Annotated in this window: 12 protein-coding genes and 1 other annotated feature; all 12 genes read left to right on the forward strand. The window is 37.8% G+C overall.

Annotated features, from left to right (window positions below; all coding sequences use genetic code 11):
• The first annotated feature begins 1 nt into the window (after position 1).
• The 12 genes from ACIPKN_RS02000 (at position 2) to ACIPKN_RS02055 (ending at position 18,877) form a co-directional block, all read left to right on the forward strand.
• On the forward strand, positions 2-2,905 hold the full coding sequence (locus ACIPKN_RS02000; RefSeq protein ID WP_400932900.1) for a vWA domain-containing protein: 2,904 nt from the start codon (positions 2-4) through the stop codon (positions 2,903-2,905).
• Positions 2,906-3,890: 985 nt separating this feature from the next.
• Entirely contained in the window at positions 3,891-5,246 is a 1,356-nt protein-coding gene (hemA, locus tag ACIPKN_RS02005) for a glutamyl-tRNA reductase (RefSeq protein ID WP_400932902.1), read from the forward strand.
• Between the two features lie 189 nt (positions 5,247-5,435).
• Positions 5,436-6,263: a cytochrome c biogenesis protein CcsA gene (gene ccsA / locus ACIPKN_RS02010; protein ID WP_142509031.1), complete on the forward strand. Its 828-nt coding sequence runs from the start codon at positions 5,436-5,438 to the stop codon at positions 6,261-6,263.
• Between the two features lie 18 nt (positions 6,264-6,281).
• A complete protein-coding gene (hemC, locus tag ACIPKN_RS02015) occupies positions 6,282-7,214 on the forward strand; it encodes a hydroxymethylbilane synthase (protein ID WP_400932905.1) in 933 nt (310 codons plus the stop codon).
• The gene (locus ACIPKN_RS02020) at positions 7,204-7,965 is read left to right on the forward strand and encodes a uroporphyrinogen-III synthase (RefSeq protein ID WP_400932907.1); all 762 of its coding nucleotides are present in this window, start codon (positions 7,204-7,206) and stop codon (positions 7,963-7,965) included. Before hemC ends, ACIPKN_RS02020 begins: the two co-directional genes overlap by 11 nt.
• Positions 7,962-8,942 carry a porphobilinogen synthase gene (gene hemB / locus ACIPKN_RS02025; protein WP_400932909.1) on the forward strand — a complete coding sequence of 327 codons (981 nt, stop codon included), beginning with the start codon at positions 7,962-7,964 and terminating at the stop codon, positions 8,940-8,942. The genes ACIPKN_RS02020 and hemB overlap by 4 nt, the downstream gene beginning before the upstream one ends.
• On the forward strand, positions 8,943-10,235 hold the full coding sequence (gene hemL / locus ACIPKN_RS02030; RefSeq protein ID WP_142509027.1) for a glutamate-1-semialdehyde 2,1-aminomutase: 1,293 nt from the start codon (positions 8,943-8,945) through the stop codon (positions 10,233-10,235).
• Between the two features lie 645 nt (positions 10,236-10,880).
• A complete protein-coding gene (locus ACIPKN_RS02035) occupies positions 10,881-11,327 on the forward strand; it encodes an SRPBCC family protein (protein WP_400932912.1) in 447 nt (148 codons plus the stop codon).
• Positions 11,328-11,856: 529 nt separating this feature from the next.
• Positions 11,857-12,720: a valyl-tRNA synthetase gene (locus ACIPKN_RS02040; RefSeq protein ID WP_400932914.1), complete on the forward strand. Its 864-nt coding sequence runs from the start codon at positions 11,857-11,859 to the stop codon at positions 12,718-12,720.
• A gap of 268 nt (positions 12,721-12,988) precedes the next feature.
• Positions 12,989-13,267: a binding site (T-box leader), on the forward strand.
• A gap of 126 nt (positions 13,268-13,393) precedes the next feature.
• Positions 13,394-16,039 carry a valine--tRNA ligase gene (locus ACIPKN_RS02045; RefSeq protein ID WP_400932916.1) on the forward strand — a complete coding sequence of 882 codons (2,646 nt, stop codon included), beginning with the start codon at positions 13,394-13,396 and terminating at the stop codon, positions 16,037-16,039.
• A gap of 292 nt (positions 16,040-16,331) precedes the next feature.
• The gene (locus ACIPKN_RS02050; protein WP_400932918.1) at positions 16,332-17,627 is read left to right on the forward strand and encodes a bifunctional folylpolyglutamate synthase/dihydrofolate synthase; all 1,296 of its coding nucleotides are present in this window, start codon (positions 16,332-16,334) and stop codon (positions 17,625-17,627) included.
• Positions 17,624-18,877, forward strand: a complete 1,254-nt coding sequence (locus ACIPKN_RS02055; protein WP_400932920.1) for a bifunctional folylpolyglutamate synthase/dihydrofolate synthase — start codon at positions 17,624-17,626, stop codon at positions 18,875-18,877. Before ACIPKN_RS02050 ends, ACIPKN_RS02055 begins: the two co-directional genes overlap by 4 nt.
• Positions 18,878-19,070 lie beyond the last annotated feature (193 nt).

Genomic DNA, 19,070 nt, shown 5'->3' on the forward strand with positions numbered 1-19,070 from the left:
AATGACCTATGCTAAAAAAGCATTTCTATCTTTGCTTTGTTTCGTACTAATTTTGGTGACAGCAGCTCCAGCTGTGACCCAAGCAGCTACGACAATTAATGATGTCCCAACAAATAACGGTAAATACAAAGCTATTTCGTGGGCAGTCGATAATGATCTACTCTCATTAAATAGCGCTAATAACTTTTTACCTAATGAGCAAATAACTGATCGAGAGCTTGTTGTAATGTTTACGAAGCTCGATAAGAACTATGCATTAACATATAACGAAAGTGTCGCATATAACTTTTACAGTGAGTTTTATTTACCGTTCAATGGTACTTACACAACAGCAAATCGTTCGAAAGCTGTTACACGTGGACAATTTGCGCGTATATATGCTGCCTTTAAAGGTTTAGATTTAGACGAGCCTCAGGCGGTTCAATATTTATACACAAATGATATTTCAACAGGAAGCACTGGTAAAAAGACATTTGCCGATTTCGATCCTTCTACAAAGCTGACTCGTGGAGATATTGCTGAATTTTTATATCGCAGTGTACAAAACGGCAACTTTGCTGTACTAGGATTAAAACGTGCAGCAGCAGGTCGTGATAATGATAAAATCACATTACCGCCAGGCTTCATGGGCTCAAACAACGCAGAATTTGAAGAGCCAAAAGATAATTCTAATGATTTTACTGGACCAGAGTATGTGAATAATGCTCTTCAAAGTATTGATGTAGAAAAACCAGATTTAATTGCAAATAATCAAGATTCAACGCTCATTACTGTATCTTTAAAAGCTTGTAATGGTGATCCAATACCTGATGATAAATCTTATACATTCCGTGTAACTTCGTCATATGGAGCAAAAATCGTTGACACATCTGGTGAGGCTGTTCGAAATGTACAATCAGATGGCTCTACTGTCTCTGCAATTGTTATAGCACCAAAATTAACAAAATCTGTACGTGATACAATTACATTTGAGCTTATTAACAACACAGATCCTGGTATGAAATGTCTTGTAGGTGAGAAATTGAATGCACATGTACGTTACTCACCTCAGCCAGAAATGCGCATTGATTATCAAGTGTATGATCCAGCAAACACGGATGATGAAAATGGAAATGTCACACCTCCATATGTACCGTATGAAAAATTACCAACGTTCTTTACTGAAAACATTATTAACGTTCATTGGATTAATCCAGAAGAAAAGCTATTTAGTATTGGACAGCAAACGAATGTAACGAATAGTTTAGGAAATGTGGAAAATAAATATTTACAATATGGTGGCAGTGATAAAAATTACCCTGCATTAGGCTATGAAAATGCCATCTTACAGTTTGAGAATTATAATATTTCAGTTTGGCTATTCGAAACAATTATTCAAAAACGCTTAAAGGATTCTATTAGTGATAAGATTGAAATTATGTATATGATTTCAGATGATGGGCGTCCTATTTACCGTATTCAAGGAATCGATGATGCGATCACCTCACAGGTTGAGAATATTAATCCAGTAGGTTCTATTATTCAACTTATGGGCTATATGCCAGACGAAAAACAGCTGACGCTCGAGCATTATGATAGTGTCATGAAAATTTATGCAATTCTTACAAGCTTGAGTAACTATGATCGAACAGTATTATTAAAATACCAAGGTGGTAAATTACTCGGTCAAGTAGAAGCCTATAAAAAACGAGTGGAAGCATTAAAGGAAAGTGCAGATGCGGCATCAAGACCATCGGGTAAAGATCGTTATACGAAGGTTATGGTTACATTAGTAAGACCAGGTGGAGAAATTATTACTGATTACCAAGGAACAGTGAAAATTAAATTTGATGGTGTTGAGAAAACAGCTTCATTTGTGACAAATACTTCGGATTATTTAAATCACACAGGAAGCCCAGGGACAGCTGTAGCATACTTTGATTCGGTTATTTATGGAAAATCAAAAGCTGAAGCAACATTAGTTAATAAAATAGATCCTCGTTATGCAACAATATTGAAGGATTTTAAAGATAAAACAATACCAAAGGAAATTTTCACAAATCCTTACTTTAGTAAAAATTCTTGTTCTTTAGCAACAGAAGTTGCTTACGTAGTTGATTACTCTGCTTCCATGAAAGCTTCTGATCAAACAAATTATCGTGGTAAGAAGATGATGGAAGTAATCAATCAAATTAAGGCTAAAAATAATATTGTTATTGAAACGAATACAAAAGCTACTGTTCTTGGAGAGGGCAGCACAGACAATGTCTTGAAAAAAGATCTATATAAAGCATCAAAAGAGAAGGGTGCTACAGATATTTTTGCAGGTATAGATCTAGCTCTGTCTAAATTCTCAAATGACTCGAAAACTTCAAAAGCTATAATTGTCGTATCAGACGGTAAAACAAGTAAATCTAAAATGACAAAAGTGCTGAACGATGCGAAAAATAAAGGGGTTAAGGTTTACACAGTAAGTATCGGTAAAAAATCACAAGTTAATGATGCAATTTTAATGCAACTGGCTACTGAAACTGGTGGTACTTATTACCACGCTAATGATAACTTACAATTACATCAAGTTTTCCAAAAAATTATTGATGCAATTTTATGTAAAACTGCGCCTTCAAGTTGCGTGAATCCTGAAGATTTATTTGAAGAAGCGACAGTCACTCTACGCAAAGGCAATATTACGATGAATGCAAGAATCGATGGTAATTGCTCAAATGTTGCAAAGATTAATGTACGTTTCCCTTCTTTAAGTGGAGATGTGCAATTTGAATTGACAAAGCGTAGTGATAATGTCTACATGCTAACAAAAACAGTGCAAACAATGCAGGACTTCAAAGTTAATAATGAGATTGAATTCGTAGCATATGATAAAGACGGTAAAATTATAGCTACTAAAACTGTGACAATTACAAATTAATAGATTAATACTCAAAATTAAGCTGAACTAATAGACAAAATTAGTTCAGCTTTTTTTGATTTTATATACTTATTACCATAACGTGGGGTTGATTTCCGTTGCACCTCCAATTCAATCAACTTATCTTCATCATATATGTCAAAAAAATTTATCCTAACCTTCGAAATGAAGCTTTTATTTAGTTAATTTATTAAATTTGGCAATAATACACCTAAAGATACTTTGAGGTGATGATTAATGTACATACAGAAATGCTTATCTTAATTTAGAATTAGGGAACAATAGTATAAGAAAGTAAATTTAGCCTTGTTAAAAATAATAATTCAACATAGGCATTTTTCTTACGTCAATAATAATTAAAAGAACAATAGAGTTGTAAGATTTGGTTTAACTCTATTGTTTATTTCGAAAGACATATTTACCTAAAAAGAATAAAATAATTGATTATCCTTATTCCAACGTGAAAGTAATAGTTTGTACGTATGAATAATTAGAAATTGCCTTTAGGAATCTTCAATATCAATCATCTTTTATTTGTTCATCATCGGAAGATAGGAATGCCTTTAATAAAACGTATATCATGTGAATAAGTTGATTGGAGTGGAGACTGGGCGACTCCTTGGGGATCAGCGATATAGAGGAACGAAGGCTAAAAACATCACGTCCTGTGATAACGCCTTCGTGACCAACATCCTGTTGGCCCGAGACCCTGCAGCGAAGCGAAGCGGCTCATCGGACGCCCCCAGGAAAGCGCCCAGTCGGAACGGAAATCAACCACACGTTTTGATAATGAGCCATTAAAGAAAATGTTCTGGAAAACATTAAATTTGAAACAGGAAGTATAATTTGTTACACTTAGTTTATAATAATTCTAATGTAGATAACGAATTTTAGTTCTTCATGACATGTTCACAAATTATTGATGAACTCTTGTCGAACTGTGCTATAATGAGATTTGTTAATTAGAACGTGAGAGGTGTTATTCATGCATACCATCGTAGTAGGCTTGAATTATAAAACGGCGCCAGTTGAGATTCGTGAAAAGTTATCATTCATAGAGAGTGAACTACCACAGGCAATGGAAGCGCTACAGAAGCAAAAAAGTATATTAGAAAATGTTATTGTTTCGACATGTAACCGCACAGAAATATATGCAGTAGTTGATCAATTGCATACCGGACGTCATTTTGTGAAACAATTTTTAGCGAATTGGTTCGACTTACCTGTGGAGACATTTTCTTCGTATTTAACAATTCGTGAAGAAGATGAGGCAATCGAACATTTATTTAAAGTGACTGCTGGAATTGATTCGATGGTACTTGGCGAAACTCAAATTTTAGGACAAGTACGAAAAAGCTTCTTAAATGGACAAGAGATTGGAACGACAGGTACGGTATACAATCAGTTATTTAAACAAGCAGTGACATTTGCGAAGCGTGCACATAATGAAACGGCTATCGGTGAAAACGCGGTATCTGTCTCTTATGCAGCAGTTGAATTAGCGAAGAAAATATTCGGATCTTTACAACGGAAACATGTAGCAATTTTAGGTGCAGGGAAAATGGGGGAACTTGCTATTGAGAACCTTTACGGTAGCGGTGTAGGAAAAGTAACCGTCATTAACCGTACGTTCGAAAAAGCAGAAAGTTTGGCAGCTAAATTTGACGGTGAAGCAAAATCTATGAAGGAACTACAATGTTCGTTATTAGAAGCGGATATTTTAATTACGTCTACAGGTGCAACAGATTATGTTATTGACTATGAATTGATGCAATTTGTTGAACGTTTACGTAAAGGTAAACCATTATTTATGGTCGATATTGCAGTTCCTCGTGATATTGATCCACGTGTTGGAGATTTACCAAATGTTTTCTTATATGATATAGATGATTTACAAGGCATCGTCGAAGCAAACTTAGCAGAACGTGAACGTGCTGCTGCTGATATTTCATCGATGATTGGCAAAGAGATTGGGCAATTTAAAGATTGGGTTGCAACTCTTGGCGTTGTCCCTGTCATCTCGGCTTTACGTAAAAAAGCGAATCATATTCAAGAAGAGACAATGATTAGTATTGAAAATAAAATGCCAGATTTAACGGATCGAGAACGTAAAATTTTAAGTAAGCATACGAAATCTATTATTAATCAATTTTTAAAAGAACCAATTTTACAAGCTAAGGAAATGGCAAATTCACCAAAAGCAAATGAACAGTTACGTTTATTCCAACAAATTTTCGGTATTGAGGATGCTGTGGAAGCTGAAGTTACTGCGATGACAGAACAAGAGCTTGAACGCAAAGAACGCGTACAGTCTTCCACTGAACCAAAGTATTCTTTCTAAAGATGTCTAGGTGTTCGCGGTGCAACTTTAGAAAAGTTTTCCTTCGAGCTTTTTCCCGCGAACGAGATTTTCTACTGATATTAAATGAGGCGTTTTCGTATCTGTGTGGTAAACTAAGGATACGAAAACGTTTTTTTCTAGGCTAAAGTACATTACTTTAGCACTCTCAAAATAAAGAAGGGATGTCTATTGGCTGATTTGACAATGACAAGGCTCTATGAAGTAATGATCGTCTTGTATGGGATCAGTCTAGTATGTTACTTTACTGATTACTTTTATAAACAAATAAAAGCAAGGCGGATTGCTTTTTGGCTTGTCTCATTCGTATGGGTAATTCAAAGTGCCATTATACTATTAACTTTTGTGGGAACGAAGCGTTTTCCGATTTTATCTTTGTCAGAAGGGATTCTCTTTTATTCCTGGTTGCTCGTGACATTATCAATTATATTACACTGTATTGCACGGGTTGATCTACCGGTGTTTATTATTAATATACTAGGATTTTTATTCGCTAGTATCTTTACTTTTATGCCGAAACGGTCTACAGGAGTAGTTAGCGATACTTTAATTTCGGAATTGCTTTTTATTCATATATCATTTGCAATATTATCGTATGCAATGTTTTCGTTAACATTTGTTTTTGCGATATTGTATTTAGTATTATATCGTTTGCTAAAAAAGAAAAAATGGTCGCATTTATGGACAAGGTTACCATCACTACAGCAGACGAGTAACTGGATGAATGTTTCATTTTTCATTGCTATTCCAGTGCTATTTGTAAGTTTAGTTTTAGGGTTTGAATGGGCACTACTAACGCTAGAGAGTTTTTCAATTTTTGATGCGAAGATTATTGGGTCCTTTATTATTTTAATTTTGTATTGCTTTATATTGTATGTGAATCGTAAGAGTAAGCTGACAGGGACAAGTTATGCGTGGGTACATATATACGCTTACCTATTAGTTGTTGTTAACTTCTTTTTAGGAAGTAGTTTATCACGATTCCATTTATGGTATTAGAAGAGAGGTTGGAGACTGTTGAGAAAAATTATTGTAGGTTCTAGGAGAAGTAAGCTAGCTTTAACTCAAACAAATTGGTTTATCAATGAGTTAAAAGCTGCTGGTGTACCATTTGAATTTGAAGTGAAAGAAATTGTGACGAAAGGTGATCAAATTTTAGATGTGCAGCTATCTAAAGTAGGTGGTAAAGGGCTTTTCGTAAAAGAAATTGAACAAGCACTTTATGACAAAGAAATTGACTTTGCTGTTCATTCTATGAAGGATATGCCTGCAGTACTGCCTGAAGGATTAGTAATTGGCTGTATTCCACCACGTGAAGATGCGCGTGATGCATTTATTTCAAAAGGACATGTGAAATTTGCCAATCTTCCAGCAGGAGCTGTTGTTGGGACAAGTTCTCTTCGTCGCAGTGCTCAACTTTTAACAGTCCGTCCAGATATAGAAATTAAATGGATTCGTGGAAATGTGGATACACGTTTAGCTAAACTTGAAACTGATGAATACGACGCTATTATTTTAGCAGCAGCTGGACTAAAACGCCTTGGCTGGAGCGATGATGTAGTTACTGAGTTTTTACCTGTTGAAGATTGTCTACCAGCAGTAGCACAGGGCTCTCTAGGTATTGAATGTCGTGGAGACGATACGGAGCTATTAACAGCATTAGGCAAGTTAACAGATAGCATTACATGGCAAGAAGCGCATGCAGAACGTGCTTTCCTAGCTGCTATGGATGGAGGCTGTCAAGTACCTATCGCAGGATACGCAAAGTCTAATGGGGAAGAAATTACATTAACTGGACTTGTTGCTGCTCCAGACGCTTCAGTTGTTTATAAGGAAACTGTTGTGGGCACTGATGCGGAAGCAGTTGGAAAAGAGCTTGCTGAAATTTTAACGAAGCAAGGTGCTTTTGAATTAATTCAACGAGTAAAGGCAGAGCAAGATGCAAAATAATTTACCTTTAGAAGGTAAAAATATTATTTTGACAGGTACATCTAAAACGACAACAATAATAGATGACATTACAGCTTTAGGTGGCCAAGCAGTAATTGCCCCATTGATTGAAACTTGCGAGCTGATCAATAGAAATGATGATATGCAACTAGAGTTTGCGCGTCAATTTGAATGGCTCATTTTTACGAGTCAAAATGCTGTAGAAGCTTTTGCTAGTAAGATGCGACGATTTAGCGTAAATGCAGCGCATTTTCCCGGGAAAATTGCTTCTATTGGTACTAAAACTACTACAGCCCTAGAACAGCTAGGATTCCATGTGAGCTTTATGCCTTCTATATTTAGTGCAGATGTATTTGTTCAAGAATTTCCGAGTGTAGCAGGTAGCAATCCTACATGTCTATTTATTCGTGGAGCAAGAGCGAAAAAGACATTGAAGGAAGGGTTGCCCTTTAAATTGAAGGAATGGACAGTTTATGAAACGATTGAGCGACACGACCAAAAGCAATTAATGATTGAATGTATCCGCGCGAATAGCGATGTCACAGTGATTTTTGCTAGTCCTTCCGCTGTTGACGTCTACGCCAAGGATGTAGCTTCGGTAGTTGGTTGGGAGGCAGTACGTGTAGCCGTAATCGGTCATATTACAGAAGCAGCTATTTTGAATCACGGTGCTATTGTGGATGTTATGCCGAGCGTATATACAATGCAAGCAGTCATCGAGGAAATAACGAAAGTAGGAGAAAGAAAATGACAAAATTACAATTTCAAAGACATCGTCGTTTGCGTGCAAATGCTGCCATACGATCAATGGTAAAAGAAACATACTTACACAAAGAAGATTTAATTTATCCAATCTTCGTTATTGAAGGCGAAAACATTAAAAATGAAGTATCTTCTATGCCGGGAGTTTTTCAATTTTCATTAGATAAACTTGAAGCTGAAATTGATGAAGTTGTTGCTTTAGGTATTCCTGCGGTTATTTTATTTGGCTTACCTGCAGAAAAAGATGCAGCCGGAACTGGTGCATTCCATGATCATGGTATTGTGCAAGAAGCAACACGACTTATTAAAGCTCGCTACCCAGAGCTTTTAATCATTGCAGATACATGCTTATGTGAATTTACAGATCACGGTCATTGTGGCGTAATTGAAGGCGATCAAATTTTAAATGATCCTTCATTAGATGTTTTAGCACGTACAGCAGTATCACAAGCAAAAGCCGGTGCGGATATCATCGCTCCTTCCAATATGATGGATGGATTTGTGGCTGCCATTCGTGCAGGTCTAGATGAAGCAGGCTTTGAAAATGTTCCGATTATGTCATATGCCGTAAAATATGCATCTAGCTACTATGGTCCATTCCGAGAAGCAGCTGATGGTGCGCCTCAATTTGGTGATCGTAAATCATACCAAATGGATCCATCGAATCGTATGGAGGCATTCCGTGAAGCAGAGTCTGATATTGCAGAAGGTGCAGATTTCTTAATCGTTAAGCCAGCTCTAAGTTATTTAGATATTATTCGTGATGTAAAAAATAACTATACATTACCGATTGTTGCATATAACGTTTCTGGTGAATATGCAATGATCAAAGCAGCGGCTATTAATGGCTGGATTGAAGAGAAAAAAGTAGTGCTTGAAACGTTACTTAGCATGAAACGCGCAGGCTCAGATTTAATCATTACGTATCATGCTAAAGATGTTGTACGTTGGTTGGAGGAGAAATAAATGACGCGTTCTTACGAAAAATCAAAACAAGCTTATGCTGAAGCAATTAACTTAATGCCAGGCGGTGTTAGTAGCCCAGTACGTGCATTCAAATCCGTAAATATGGATCCAATCTTCATGGAATCTGGTCACGGTGCTATTATTAAAGACATTGATGGCAATGAATATATTGATTATGTATTATCATGGGGACCTCTTATTTTAGGTCATTCACATCCTGAAGTTGTACAAGCAATTGCAGAAACAGCAGCGAAAGGCTCTTCGTTTGGAGCACCTAGCTATACAGAAAATCGATTAGCCAAATTAGTGTTAGATCGACTTCCAGGTATGGAAATGATTCGCTTCGTGTCTTCTGGTACAGAGGCTACGATGTCTGCTTTACGTGTGGCACGTGGTGTTACAGGACGCGATAAAATTTTGAAATTTGAGGGTTCTTATCATGGTCACGGAGATTCCTTACTAATTAAGGCAGGCTCAGGGGTAGCTACATTGGGCTTACCTGATAGCCCAGGTGTCCCAGCGGATATTGCACGTAATACGTTAACAGTAGCGTACAATGATTTAGAAGGAGCAAAACTAGTTTTCGAAAAGTTTGGTTCAGAGCTTGCGGCAGTAATTGTTGAGCCAGTCGCAGGAAATATGGGCGTTGTACCTCCACTACCAGGCTTCCTACCAGGCTTACGTGAATTAACAAAGGAACATGGATCATTGTTGATTTTTGATGAGGTTATGACAGGCTTCCGTGTTGACTATGGCTGTGCACAAGGTTATTTTGATGTAACACCAGATATGACAACATTAGGAAAAGTAATTGGCGGTGGACTTCCTGTCGGCGCATTTGCAGGGAAAAAGGAAATTATGGAGCAGGTAGCACCAGCTGGTCCAATCTATCAAGCTGGGACATTGTCAGGGAATCCATTAGCAATGACGGCAGGCTATGAAACATTATCTCGCCTTGATAATAGCTCTTATGAATACTTCAAAAAGCTAGGAGATCAATTAGAGGCTGGTTTCCGTGAAGCAGCAACGAAATACAATATTCCGCATACTGTAAATCGAGCTGGTTCAATGATAGGTTTCTTCTTTACGAATGAAGATGTTATAGATTTTGATTCAGCAAAAACGTCTGATTTGCAATTATTCGCTGAATACTTCCGTCTAATGGCAGAGGAAGGTATCTTCTTACCGCCATCTCAATTTGAAGGTTTATTTATTTCTACCGCACATACAGAGGAGCATATCGCAAAAACAGTTGATGCCTTCCATAAAGTATTTGCACAATTAGCAAGATAATAGGTTGTTACAAAATAGCATGCTAGAAGAATTTTCTGGCATGCTATTTTTTGTGGTTTACTAATGTAATTTGCCTTTGTCTACAATGGCTTATATTTTTGCGGTTCATCACCAAAAGTTGTGTATGACTTTTGTTAAAACGTCTACTATGTAAATTAGTTGATTGGAGTGGAGACTGGGCGACTCCTTGGGGATCAGCGATAGAGGAACGAAGGCTAAAACCATCACATCCTGTGATAACGCCTTCGTGACCAACCTCGTGTTGGCCCGAGACCCTGCAGCGAAGGGGCTCATCGGACGCCCCCAGGAAGCTCTGCTCTGCGCGAAAGCGAAGCGTCAGCGGCAATGTTTTATCTGTGCGAAAGCGAAGCGTCAGCGGCAATGTTTTATCTGTGCGAAAGCGTAGCGACAGCAACAAATGTTTTAACTGTGCGAAAGCGTAGCGACAGCAACAAAGCGCCCAGTCGGAACGGAAATCAACCACACGTTTTGGTGATGATCCATTTTTACCCGTTAAATGACAATGAATGTATGATCGCTTCCGCTTGAAAAAATTTTTATTAAAATTATAACTTTCAGCATAGCCAAATTGTGGGCGAAATCGTATATAATAGAGCTATTCGTAAAAGAAAGTAGTGAATTGATATGGCAACTGGCACACATATGGTCGAAGTACCCGTAGGAATTGAAAATGTATGGGATTTCGTCAGTGATATGGAAAAATGGGCAAAGCTTGTCCCAGGTTATAATGCACATGAAATGATTGATGAAAAACATTCAAATTGGACGTTTAAAGGCAATGTTGGTGTTTTGAAAAAAACAGTACAAGTAGAGATTACTATTTTAGAATGGGTAGCGCCTACAAAAGTAACATTCGAATTAAAAGGACTTTCTGATAACTTTTCAGGAAACGGTTATTTCCTAGCAGAAAGTATTGATGCAGAAAATACAAAAATGACAGGCTTTTTAGAAGTAACTGCAGGAGGATTAGCGGGTCCGATTTTAAATCCAATCTTTAAGCCGATTGTACCTAAAGCAACACAAATGTTAACAGACCGTGTAGCAAATAAAATTAAATTGGTGAATGTATAATAACGCCGTTAACTTCTTTCAGCGGATGTTCAAACACTCGCTAAAATAGGGGAACTCAGGCTAAAAACTTCACATCCTGTGAAAATGCCTGAGTGACCAACCTTGGTACCGCTGACGCTTCACTTTCGCACAGGCAAAAAACCCGTTGCTGACGTTGCGTTAGCACTACGCTTTCGCGCAAAAACATTTGTTGGCCCAAAGCCCCTGGCGGATGTCACGGAATCGGCTTTGTACAAGCACAAACCCGATTCCAGACGCATTATGCCGAGGCATAATTGATATAAACAGTAAAAAGGCATGCTAGACGTTCTAGTATGCCTTTTTTAGGCTCATTATTGGGGCTGATTCCCATTACGGCCGGGGCGCTCCCCTTGGGAACAATACAAAATCCGAATGCATTGTATATCTTCACGAAAACAAAAAATTTTTACGCCAAGACGAAATTGATTAATCATCCTATAGCATACTATCCTTCGGAACTTCATATGATGCAAGGGGAGGGATTATTATCGAACAGAAAACTTGGAATATGAGTGAAACTTTTTGTTTTCCTGGTTATGGCAGTCCAACAGAAATAGCAGATGTACAAATTAAGCCACGGTGGCAGACGATGCAGTTAGAAGATTCTCTACGTTTAATGGGTATCTATCATATCACAGCGCATGTTCGTTTTGATTTTCAAGACATGAAAGCTTTCCTTGATGATGAAGAATTAGTACAAATTAATGCTCTCGATATTCAAGGGGATACTGGTTATTTTGAGTATGCAGTTCCTTTAAATGTGGATTTACCAAAGGAAGCAGCTATTGAAGATTTAACGGTAAAGGATGTTCGACCTAAATTGACGAATCAGATGTGTCAGCTCGAATGGACGGTTACAAGTATTTTTAATGAGCCTGAGCCAGCATTCGCTTTAGAAAAACAGCCTGTTACTGTCAATGCCTCAGCTCAAATAGAGAAGGGATCCCCTATAAAAGAAACGGCAGCTGTAGTAGCTTCGATTCAAGAAGAAAAACCTGCGGCTGTAGTAGCTTCGGCACAAGAAGAAAAAACTATAGCTGTAATGGCTTCGAGACAAGAAGAAAAATCTGCAGCTGAAGCGGCTTCGGCACAAGTAGAAAACTCTACAGTTGTAACAACTTCAGAACAAGAGGAAAAATCAAAGTTTGTAACATTTGCAGTAAAAAAGGAGAAGTCTGAAGCAATAGTAGCTTCAGACAAAAAAGAAAAGCCTGCACCAGCTGAGCAAAAAACAATGTTGAGGGAATCCTCAAGTCATATTGTAGTCCGTGAATCCAGCTCCTGGCATGAAGTTCCATCGATGATTTGGGATTTAACGGAAGATTATACACCGCTAAAGGTTCGTGTTTCAAATGACTTCATTCAAAAGTAAATAGCATAGAAGTAGCAGGAGCAATAAGATGATGAAATCTCCAGATGTTGGAATGATGATGACACGTATAAACTGAAAAACACAAATTGGTACAATTATCGTTTTGCAATAAAAACGAAATTGTCGTAACCATGGTGGTAAAAGCCAAGGATTATACTTACGTCGTCGCATTTGAATTTTCACTTCCTTTTCTAGTAGTGCTTCCTAAAAATGACTAAATCACTTGAAAAAATGCACGATTTTGCGGTACAATGTGAAAAAGTCGAATATAGATGCTATGACAGGGAAGAGTAAATTATTAGTACATTTTAAGAGAGGAAACGGTAGCTGAAAAGTTTCTATTTGTACCTAATTGAATGTAGCCCTCGAGCAGCTTTAGTGAACTAGCAGTAGTTAAAGCCGGTTAAACACCGTTACCGAATTGAGAGCCAGTAGTAAAAGGTTTAAGTGAGTAGTACATTTTTTTCTGATGAAATGTGTGGCAGCTTAACTCGCCTCTGCTGGAATTAAAGGTGGTACCGCGAATTTAAACTCCTTCGTCCTTTTAGACGTTAGGAGTTTTTTTTATTTTCATTAATCTTCTGGTACATGTGCCTCTAGCTGAGACATAAAAACAGAACGATTGGTACGATCTCACACCGGTAAAATTATTAAGTCAACAGGAGGAGTCAAAATGACAGAAAACATTTCAATGCCTACAAAATATGATCCGCAGTCCATTGAAGCGGGTCGTTATGAATGGTGGTTACAAGGGAAATTTTTTGAGGCGCAGCCTACAAGTGATAAGGAGCCTTATTCTATCGTTATTCCACCACCGAATGTAACAGGTAAATTACATCTTGGTCATGCTTGGGATACAACATTACAAGATATTTTAATTCGTATGAAGCGCATGCAAGGTTACGATGCACTGTGGTTACCAGGAATGGACCATGCAGGTATTGCAACACAGGCAAAAGTAGAGGCCAAACTACGTGAAGATAATATGACACGTTATGATTTAGGGCGTGAAAAATTCCTAGAAAAAACATGGGAATGGAAAGAAGAGTATGCTGGGCATATTCGCGATCAATGGGCGAAGCTTGGTCTTGCCTTAGATTATTCTCGTGAGCGTTTCACACTAGACCAAGGTCTTTCCGATGCAGTTAAAACTGTTTTCGTTCAATTATATGAAAAAGGCTTAATTTATCGCGGTGAACGCATTATTAACTGGGACCCTGCTGCAAAAACAGCCTTATCAGATATTGAAGTTATTTATCAAGATGTTCAAGGTGCATTCTATCATATGAAATACCCATTAGCTGATGGCTCAGGATATGTGGAAGTTGCGACTACACGTCCTGAAACAATGCTAGGTGACTCTGGGGTAGCCGTTCACCCGAAAGATGAGCGCTATCAACACTTAATCGGTAAAACAGTTATTTTACCAATCGTTGGCCGTGAAATTCCTATCGTAGCAGATGACTACGTAGATATGGAATTTGGTACTGGCGTTGTAAAAATGACACCAGCACATGATCCTAATGACTTTGAGGTTGGTAACCGCCACAACCTTGAACGCATTCTTGTAATGAATGAAGATGGTACAATGAACGAGCTTGCTGGCAAGTATAACGGTATGGATCGCTTTGAATGCCGTAAGCAAATCGTAGCTGATTTACAAGAATCGGGCGTGCTTATTCGTATTGAAGAGCATACACATTCAGTAGGTCACTCTGAACGTTCTGGTGCTGTTGTAGAGCCGTATCTTTCAGCACAATGGTTCGTAAAAATGCAACCACTAGCGGATGCTTCACTTGCTCTTCAAAAAGATGAAGAAGGAAAAGTGAACTTCGTACCATCTCGTTTCGAAAACACATATTCTCGTTGGATGGAAAACATTCGTGACTGGTGTATCTCTCGTCAGTTATGGTGGGGTCACCAAATCCCAGCTTGGTATCACAATGAAACAGGTGAAATTTACGTAGGAAAAGAAGCACCAGCAGATGCAGAAAATTGGACACAAGATGAAGACGTTTTAGATACATGGTTCTCGTCAGCACTATGGCCATTTTCTACAATGGGTTGGCCAGATGAGACAAATGAAGAATACAAACGTTACTATCCAACAAGCACACTTGTAACTGGTTATGATATTATTTTCTTCTGGGTTTCTCGTATGATTTTCCAAGGTCTTGAATTTACAGGTCAACGTCCATTCAAAGATGTTTTAATTCACGGTTTAGTACGTGATGGTGAAGGACGTAAGATGAGTAAATCACTTGGCAATGGTGTAGACCCTATGGACGTTATTGATCAATATGGTGCCGATTCATTACGTTACTTCTTAGCTACTGGATCTTCACCTGGTCAGGATTTACGCTATACAACTGAAAAAGTAGAAGCAATTTGGAACTTCTCTAACAAAATTTGGAATGCCTCTCGTTTTGCTTTAATGAACATGGAAGGTATGACATTTGATGAAATCGACTTAACTGGTGAAAAATCAGTTGCCGATAAATGGATTCTAACTCGCTTAAATGAAACAATTGAACGTGTAACATCTCTTGCAGAACGCTACGAATTTGGCGAAGTTGGCCGCGAGCTTTATAACTTTATTTGGGATGATTTCTGTTCTTGGTATATTGAAATGGCGAAGTTACCGTTATACGGTGATGACGAAGCAGCTAAGAAAACAACTCGTTCTATTTTAGCTTACGTTTTAGATCAAACGATGCGTCTATTACATCCATTCATGCCATTCATTACAGAAGAAATCTGGCAGCACTTACCTCATGAAGGTGAATCAATCACAGTGGCAGCATGGCCAACTGTACGTACGGATCTTCATTTTGCTGAGGAAGCAGACAATATGAAGCTCCTAATGGATATTATACGTTCAGTACGTAATATTCGTGCGGAAGTAAATACACCTATGAGCAAAAAAGTGCCGCTATACATTTCAGCGAAGGATGTTGCAACGGCTACAGTGCTTGAAGCCAATAAAGCCTATTTAGAAAAATTCTGTAATCCAGAAACGCTAACAATTGGAGAAAGTTTAGAAGCTCCTGGTCAGTCAATGACAGCAGTAGTTACTGGAGCTGAGCTATTCCTACCGCTTGTTGGACTTATTAATCTAGAAGAAGAAATTGCTCGTCTTGAAAAAGAATTAGAGAAGTGGTCAAAAGAAGTCAAACTTGTAACTGGTAAGTTATCGAATGAAAAATTCGTGTCCAAAGCGCCAGAAGCATTAGTTAATGCAGAACGTGAAAAATTAGCCGATTACGAAAGTAAACATGCGGTTGTATTAAAACGTTTAGAAGAACTGAAAAATATGTAAGATTGGGACAGCGGATGGCGAAAGTCATCCGCTGTTTTTTGTATGCAACAAAAGATATGTGTTGTTTTAGGTGAAAATATTTAGTAATTAGATCATGTGGGAGCACTATGGTGCACAACAACTACAATAGTGTGAAATCAACTTAAAAACACATTGATTCTCACTTTTTAAAGTGTTTTTATGTGTGTTTTTTAGCTTTCATTCAAAGTATAAGAGTTTTTTTCGAAATGTATGTGTATTGGGCGCTACTTATACTAAAATAGAGATATTGTAGTAAGAGGGAGTGTTTCTTTTGTTTAAAACGATGCAAGAATGTACAGATTTTATTTTTACGTTAAAGGCAGTTGATTATAAACGTGCACCTCTCGTATTAATACGAGAGGTATTAGCACTTCTTAATAACCCACAGGATAGGCTACGAGCTATCCATTTAGCAGGCTCAAATGGAAAGGGATCAACAGTGAATGCGCTGAGAGAAATGTTACAACATGCTGGCTATAAAGTTGGCGCCTTTACTTCACCCCATTTAGAGCGTGTTAATGAACGTATGACTATTAATGGAATTCCAATTTCTGATGAACAATTTTTACACTATATGAACAACGTTGCTGAGATTATTGAGACACATTATGAAGGTGACTTTCCGAGCTTTTTTGAAGTTGTAACACTTATTATGTTCCAACATTTTGCGGATCAAGAAGTGGATATTGCGCTGATTGAAACAGGACTGGGTGGACGTTTAGACGCTACGAATGTCATAACGCCCTTAATTTCAATTATTACAACGATTTCACTAGAACATACTGCGTTTTTAGGAGATACATTAGCAAAGGTAGCGTTTGAGAAGGCTGGCATTATTAAAGAAAATATACCTGTTGTAGTGGGTGTTAAAAGTGAGGAGGCACTTACTGTTATCGAAGAGGTAGCAAATGAGCGTCATGCCCCATGTTTTGTTTTAGGGAAGAACTTTACGGTTGAAAACATTGAACAAGGTACTAATATACAGCATTTTAATTACCGAAAAGAAAATGTGGAGATGGTAGCTGTCCCATTAAAAATGGCTGGGCAGCATCAAATAAATAATGCAAGCCTGGCGATTACAGCAATCCTGACGTTAAGAGAGAATGGAGCCATTGATATTTCAGATGAATCAATTCATCAAGCTCTGGCAAAAGCTCAGTGGGCTGGCCGATTTGAGCAATTGCCGGGCAATATTATATTAGACGGAGCACATAATTCTGAAGGAACTACCGCACTAATTCAAACGCTTAAAACGGTCTATCCACGCCAAAACTATCGATTTATATATGCAGCATTATCGGATAAAGATCATGCGAAAAGTATTGCTTTAATGGATAGTATTGCTACATCCATTGCATTTACACAAATTGAGCTCCCGAATGCTATGCCTGCTGATCAATTAGCTGCATTATCTACAAATACGAACAAAATGTATAATGCGAAATGGCGTGAAATGGTTCAAACGATGCTACACCAAAGAACTAATAATGAGGATGTTATCGTCATTACAGGCTCATTGTATTTTATAGCTGAAATACGACAATGGCTACAGGGGGAACAACGATGATTCCAAAATTGAATAGCTACAAGGAAAAGTGGAATGTTCAGAGTGATGATGTTATTAAACCTGGTCTAACTGCGATTGAAGAGGCATTGGCACGAGTAGGTAATCCAGAAAACAAATTGCAAGTCGTGCATTTAGCAGGGACTAACGGTAAAGGCTCTACACTTACATTGCTAGAATCTATCGCCAAAGAACATAGCTTACGTGTTGGTAAATTTATGTCTCCTTGTATTGTGGACGTACATGACCAAATTCAAGTAGCGGGTCAAGCTATTACAGAAGCGGAAATGAATGATGTATTTCAACAAATGCAGACTGCCGGACTAAGTGGGAAACTAACAGATTTCGAACTTTTAACGGTTGCAACATTTTTACACTTTGTCGCTAGTGATGTAGATATTGCCCTTATTGAAGCAGGAATGGGGGGCTTACTTGATAGTACGAATGTGGTTACACCAATTGTGTCAATCATACCGAGTATCGCATTAGAGCATACGAATTTTTTAGGAAATACGATTGAAAGTATTGCTCATCATAAAGCAGGAATTATTAAGCCGTATCGTCCAGTTATTATCGGGGATCTACCGTTAGAAGCGAAGAAATTAATTTATCAGGAAGCTCAAAAAAAGTATGCATCCGTTCTTGAACTAAATCATCAATTTTATGTGGAACAAGAGAAAGATGGAGAGAGCTATATGCATAACGACAATGGCTTCCATATAACAAAGCTTACGCGCACTATGAAGGGGGCTCATCAGGCAAATAATATGGCACTAGCTATTACAGCTTTTTTTGAAGTGGCGACGGCATTAGAGTTACAAGTTAGTGAAGAAGCTGTTCAAAAAGCTGTGAAAAACGCAACTATTTTAGGACGTTTTGAAGAAATTATGCCTTATATTTTTTTAGACGGTGCGCATAACCCAGCGAGTGCTAAAGAATTAATAGCAACGATTAAGCAAGAGTTTCCAGATGAGCAGATTACTTTTGTAATTGGTATTCTTGCTGATAAGGCTGTAAAAGAGATTTTGCAGCAATTCGAGCAGGTAAGTGATTGTTTTTACTTTGTTGATTTCAATAATCCCCGTGCGATGGCTGCTCACAACATGCTTAAGCTGTCGAACGCTTCTCATAAAGCAATTTTAGAGGATTATGTGCAATTTTTAAAACGACAGTCAGAAAACAAATCGAGAACGATTGTATCGGGTTCGTTGTATTTATTAACGGAAGTACGTAGTAGATTAAAAAATATTTAACATCTAGTTGAGCGAACAATATATTTACAGTAAAGAATCAGGTACTCATTAAAAATGAGTCCTGATTTTTTTAATTTAGTGTGAATAATAATTCATTAATTTTTGAGTATTCCGCCTTCGATTCCCTCGAGCGCTTTTTTCTAGTGTATTCCCATTTATTCTCTTGCATACTAAACGAAAATTTTTTCTTGGT

The sequence above is a fragment of the Lysinibacillus sp. NPDC086135 genome (genome assembly GCF_044746345.1).
Lineage (GTDB): Bacteria > Bacillota > Bacilli > Bacillales_A > Planococcaceae > Lysinibacillus.

Excerpts from the sequence above, each read along its gene's own strand:
- ACIPKN_RS02000 (WP_400932900.1), top strand. The coding sequence starts at position 2 with ATGACCTATGCTAAAAAAGCATTTCTATCTTTGCTTTGTTTCGTACTA.
- hemA (WP_400932902.1), top strand. The coding sequence starts at position 3,891 with ATGCATACCATCGTAGTAGGCTTGAATTATAAAACGGCGCCAGTTGAG.
- ACIPKN_RS02020 (WP_400932907.1), top strand. The coding sequence starts at position 7,204 with ATGCAAAATAATTTACCTTTAGAAGGTAAAAATATTATTTTGACAGGT.
- hemB (WP_400932909.1), top strand. The coding sequence starts at position 7,962 with ATGACAAAATTACAATTTCAAAGACATCGTCGTTTGCGTGCAAATGCT.
- hemL (WP_142509027.1), top strand. The coding sequence starts at position 8,943 with ATGACGCGTTCTTACGAAAAATCAAAACAAGCTTATGCTGAAGCAATT.
- ACIPKN_RS02035 (WP_400932912.1), top strand. The coding sequence starts at position 10,881 with ATGGCAACTGGCACACATATGGTCGAAGTACCCGTAGGAATTGAAAAT.
- ACIPKN_RS02040 (WP_400932914.1), top strand. The coding sequence starts at position 11,857 with ATGAGTGAAACTTTTTGTTTTCCTGGTTATGGCAGTCCAACAGAAATA.
- ACIPKN_RS02045 (WP_400932916.1), top strand. The coding sequence starts at position 13,394 with ATGACAGAAAACATTTCAATGCCTACAAAATATGATCCGCAGTCCATT.
- ACIPKN_RS02055 (WP_400932920.1), top strand. The coding sequence starts at position 17,624 with ATGATTCCAAAATTGAATAGCTACAAGGAAAAGTGGAATGTTCAGAGT.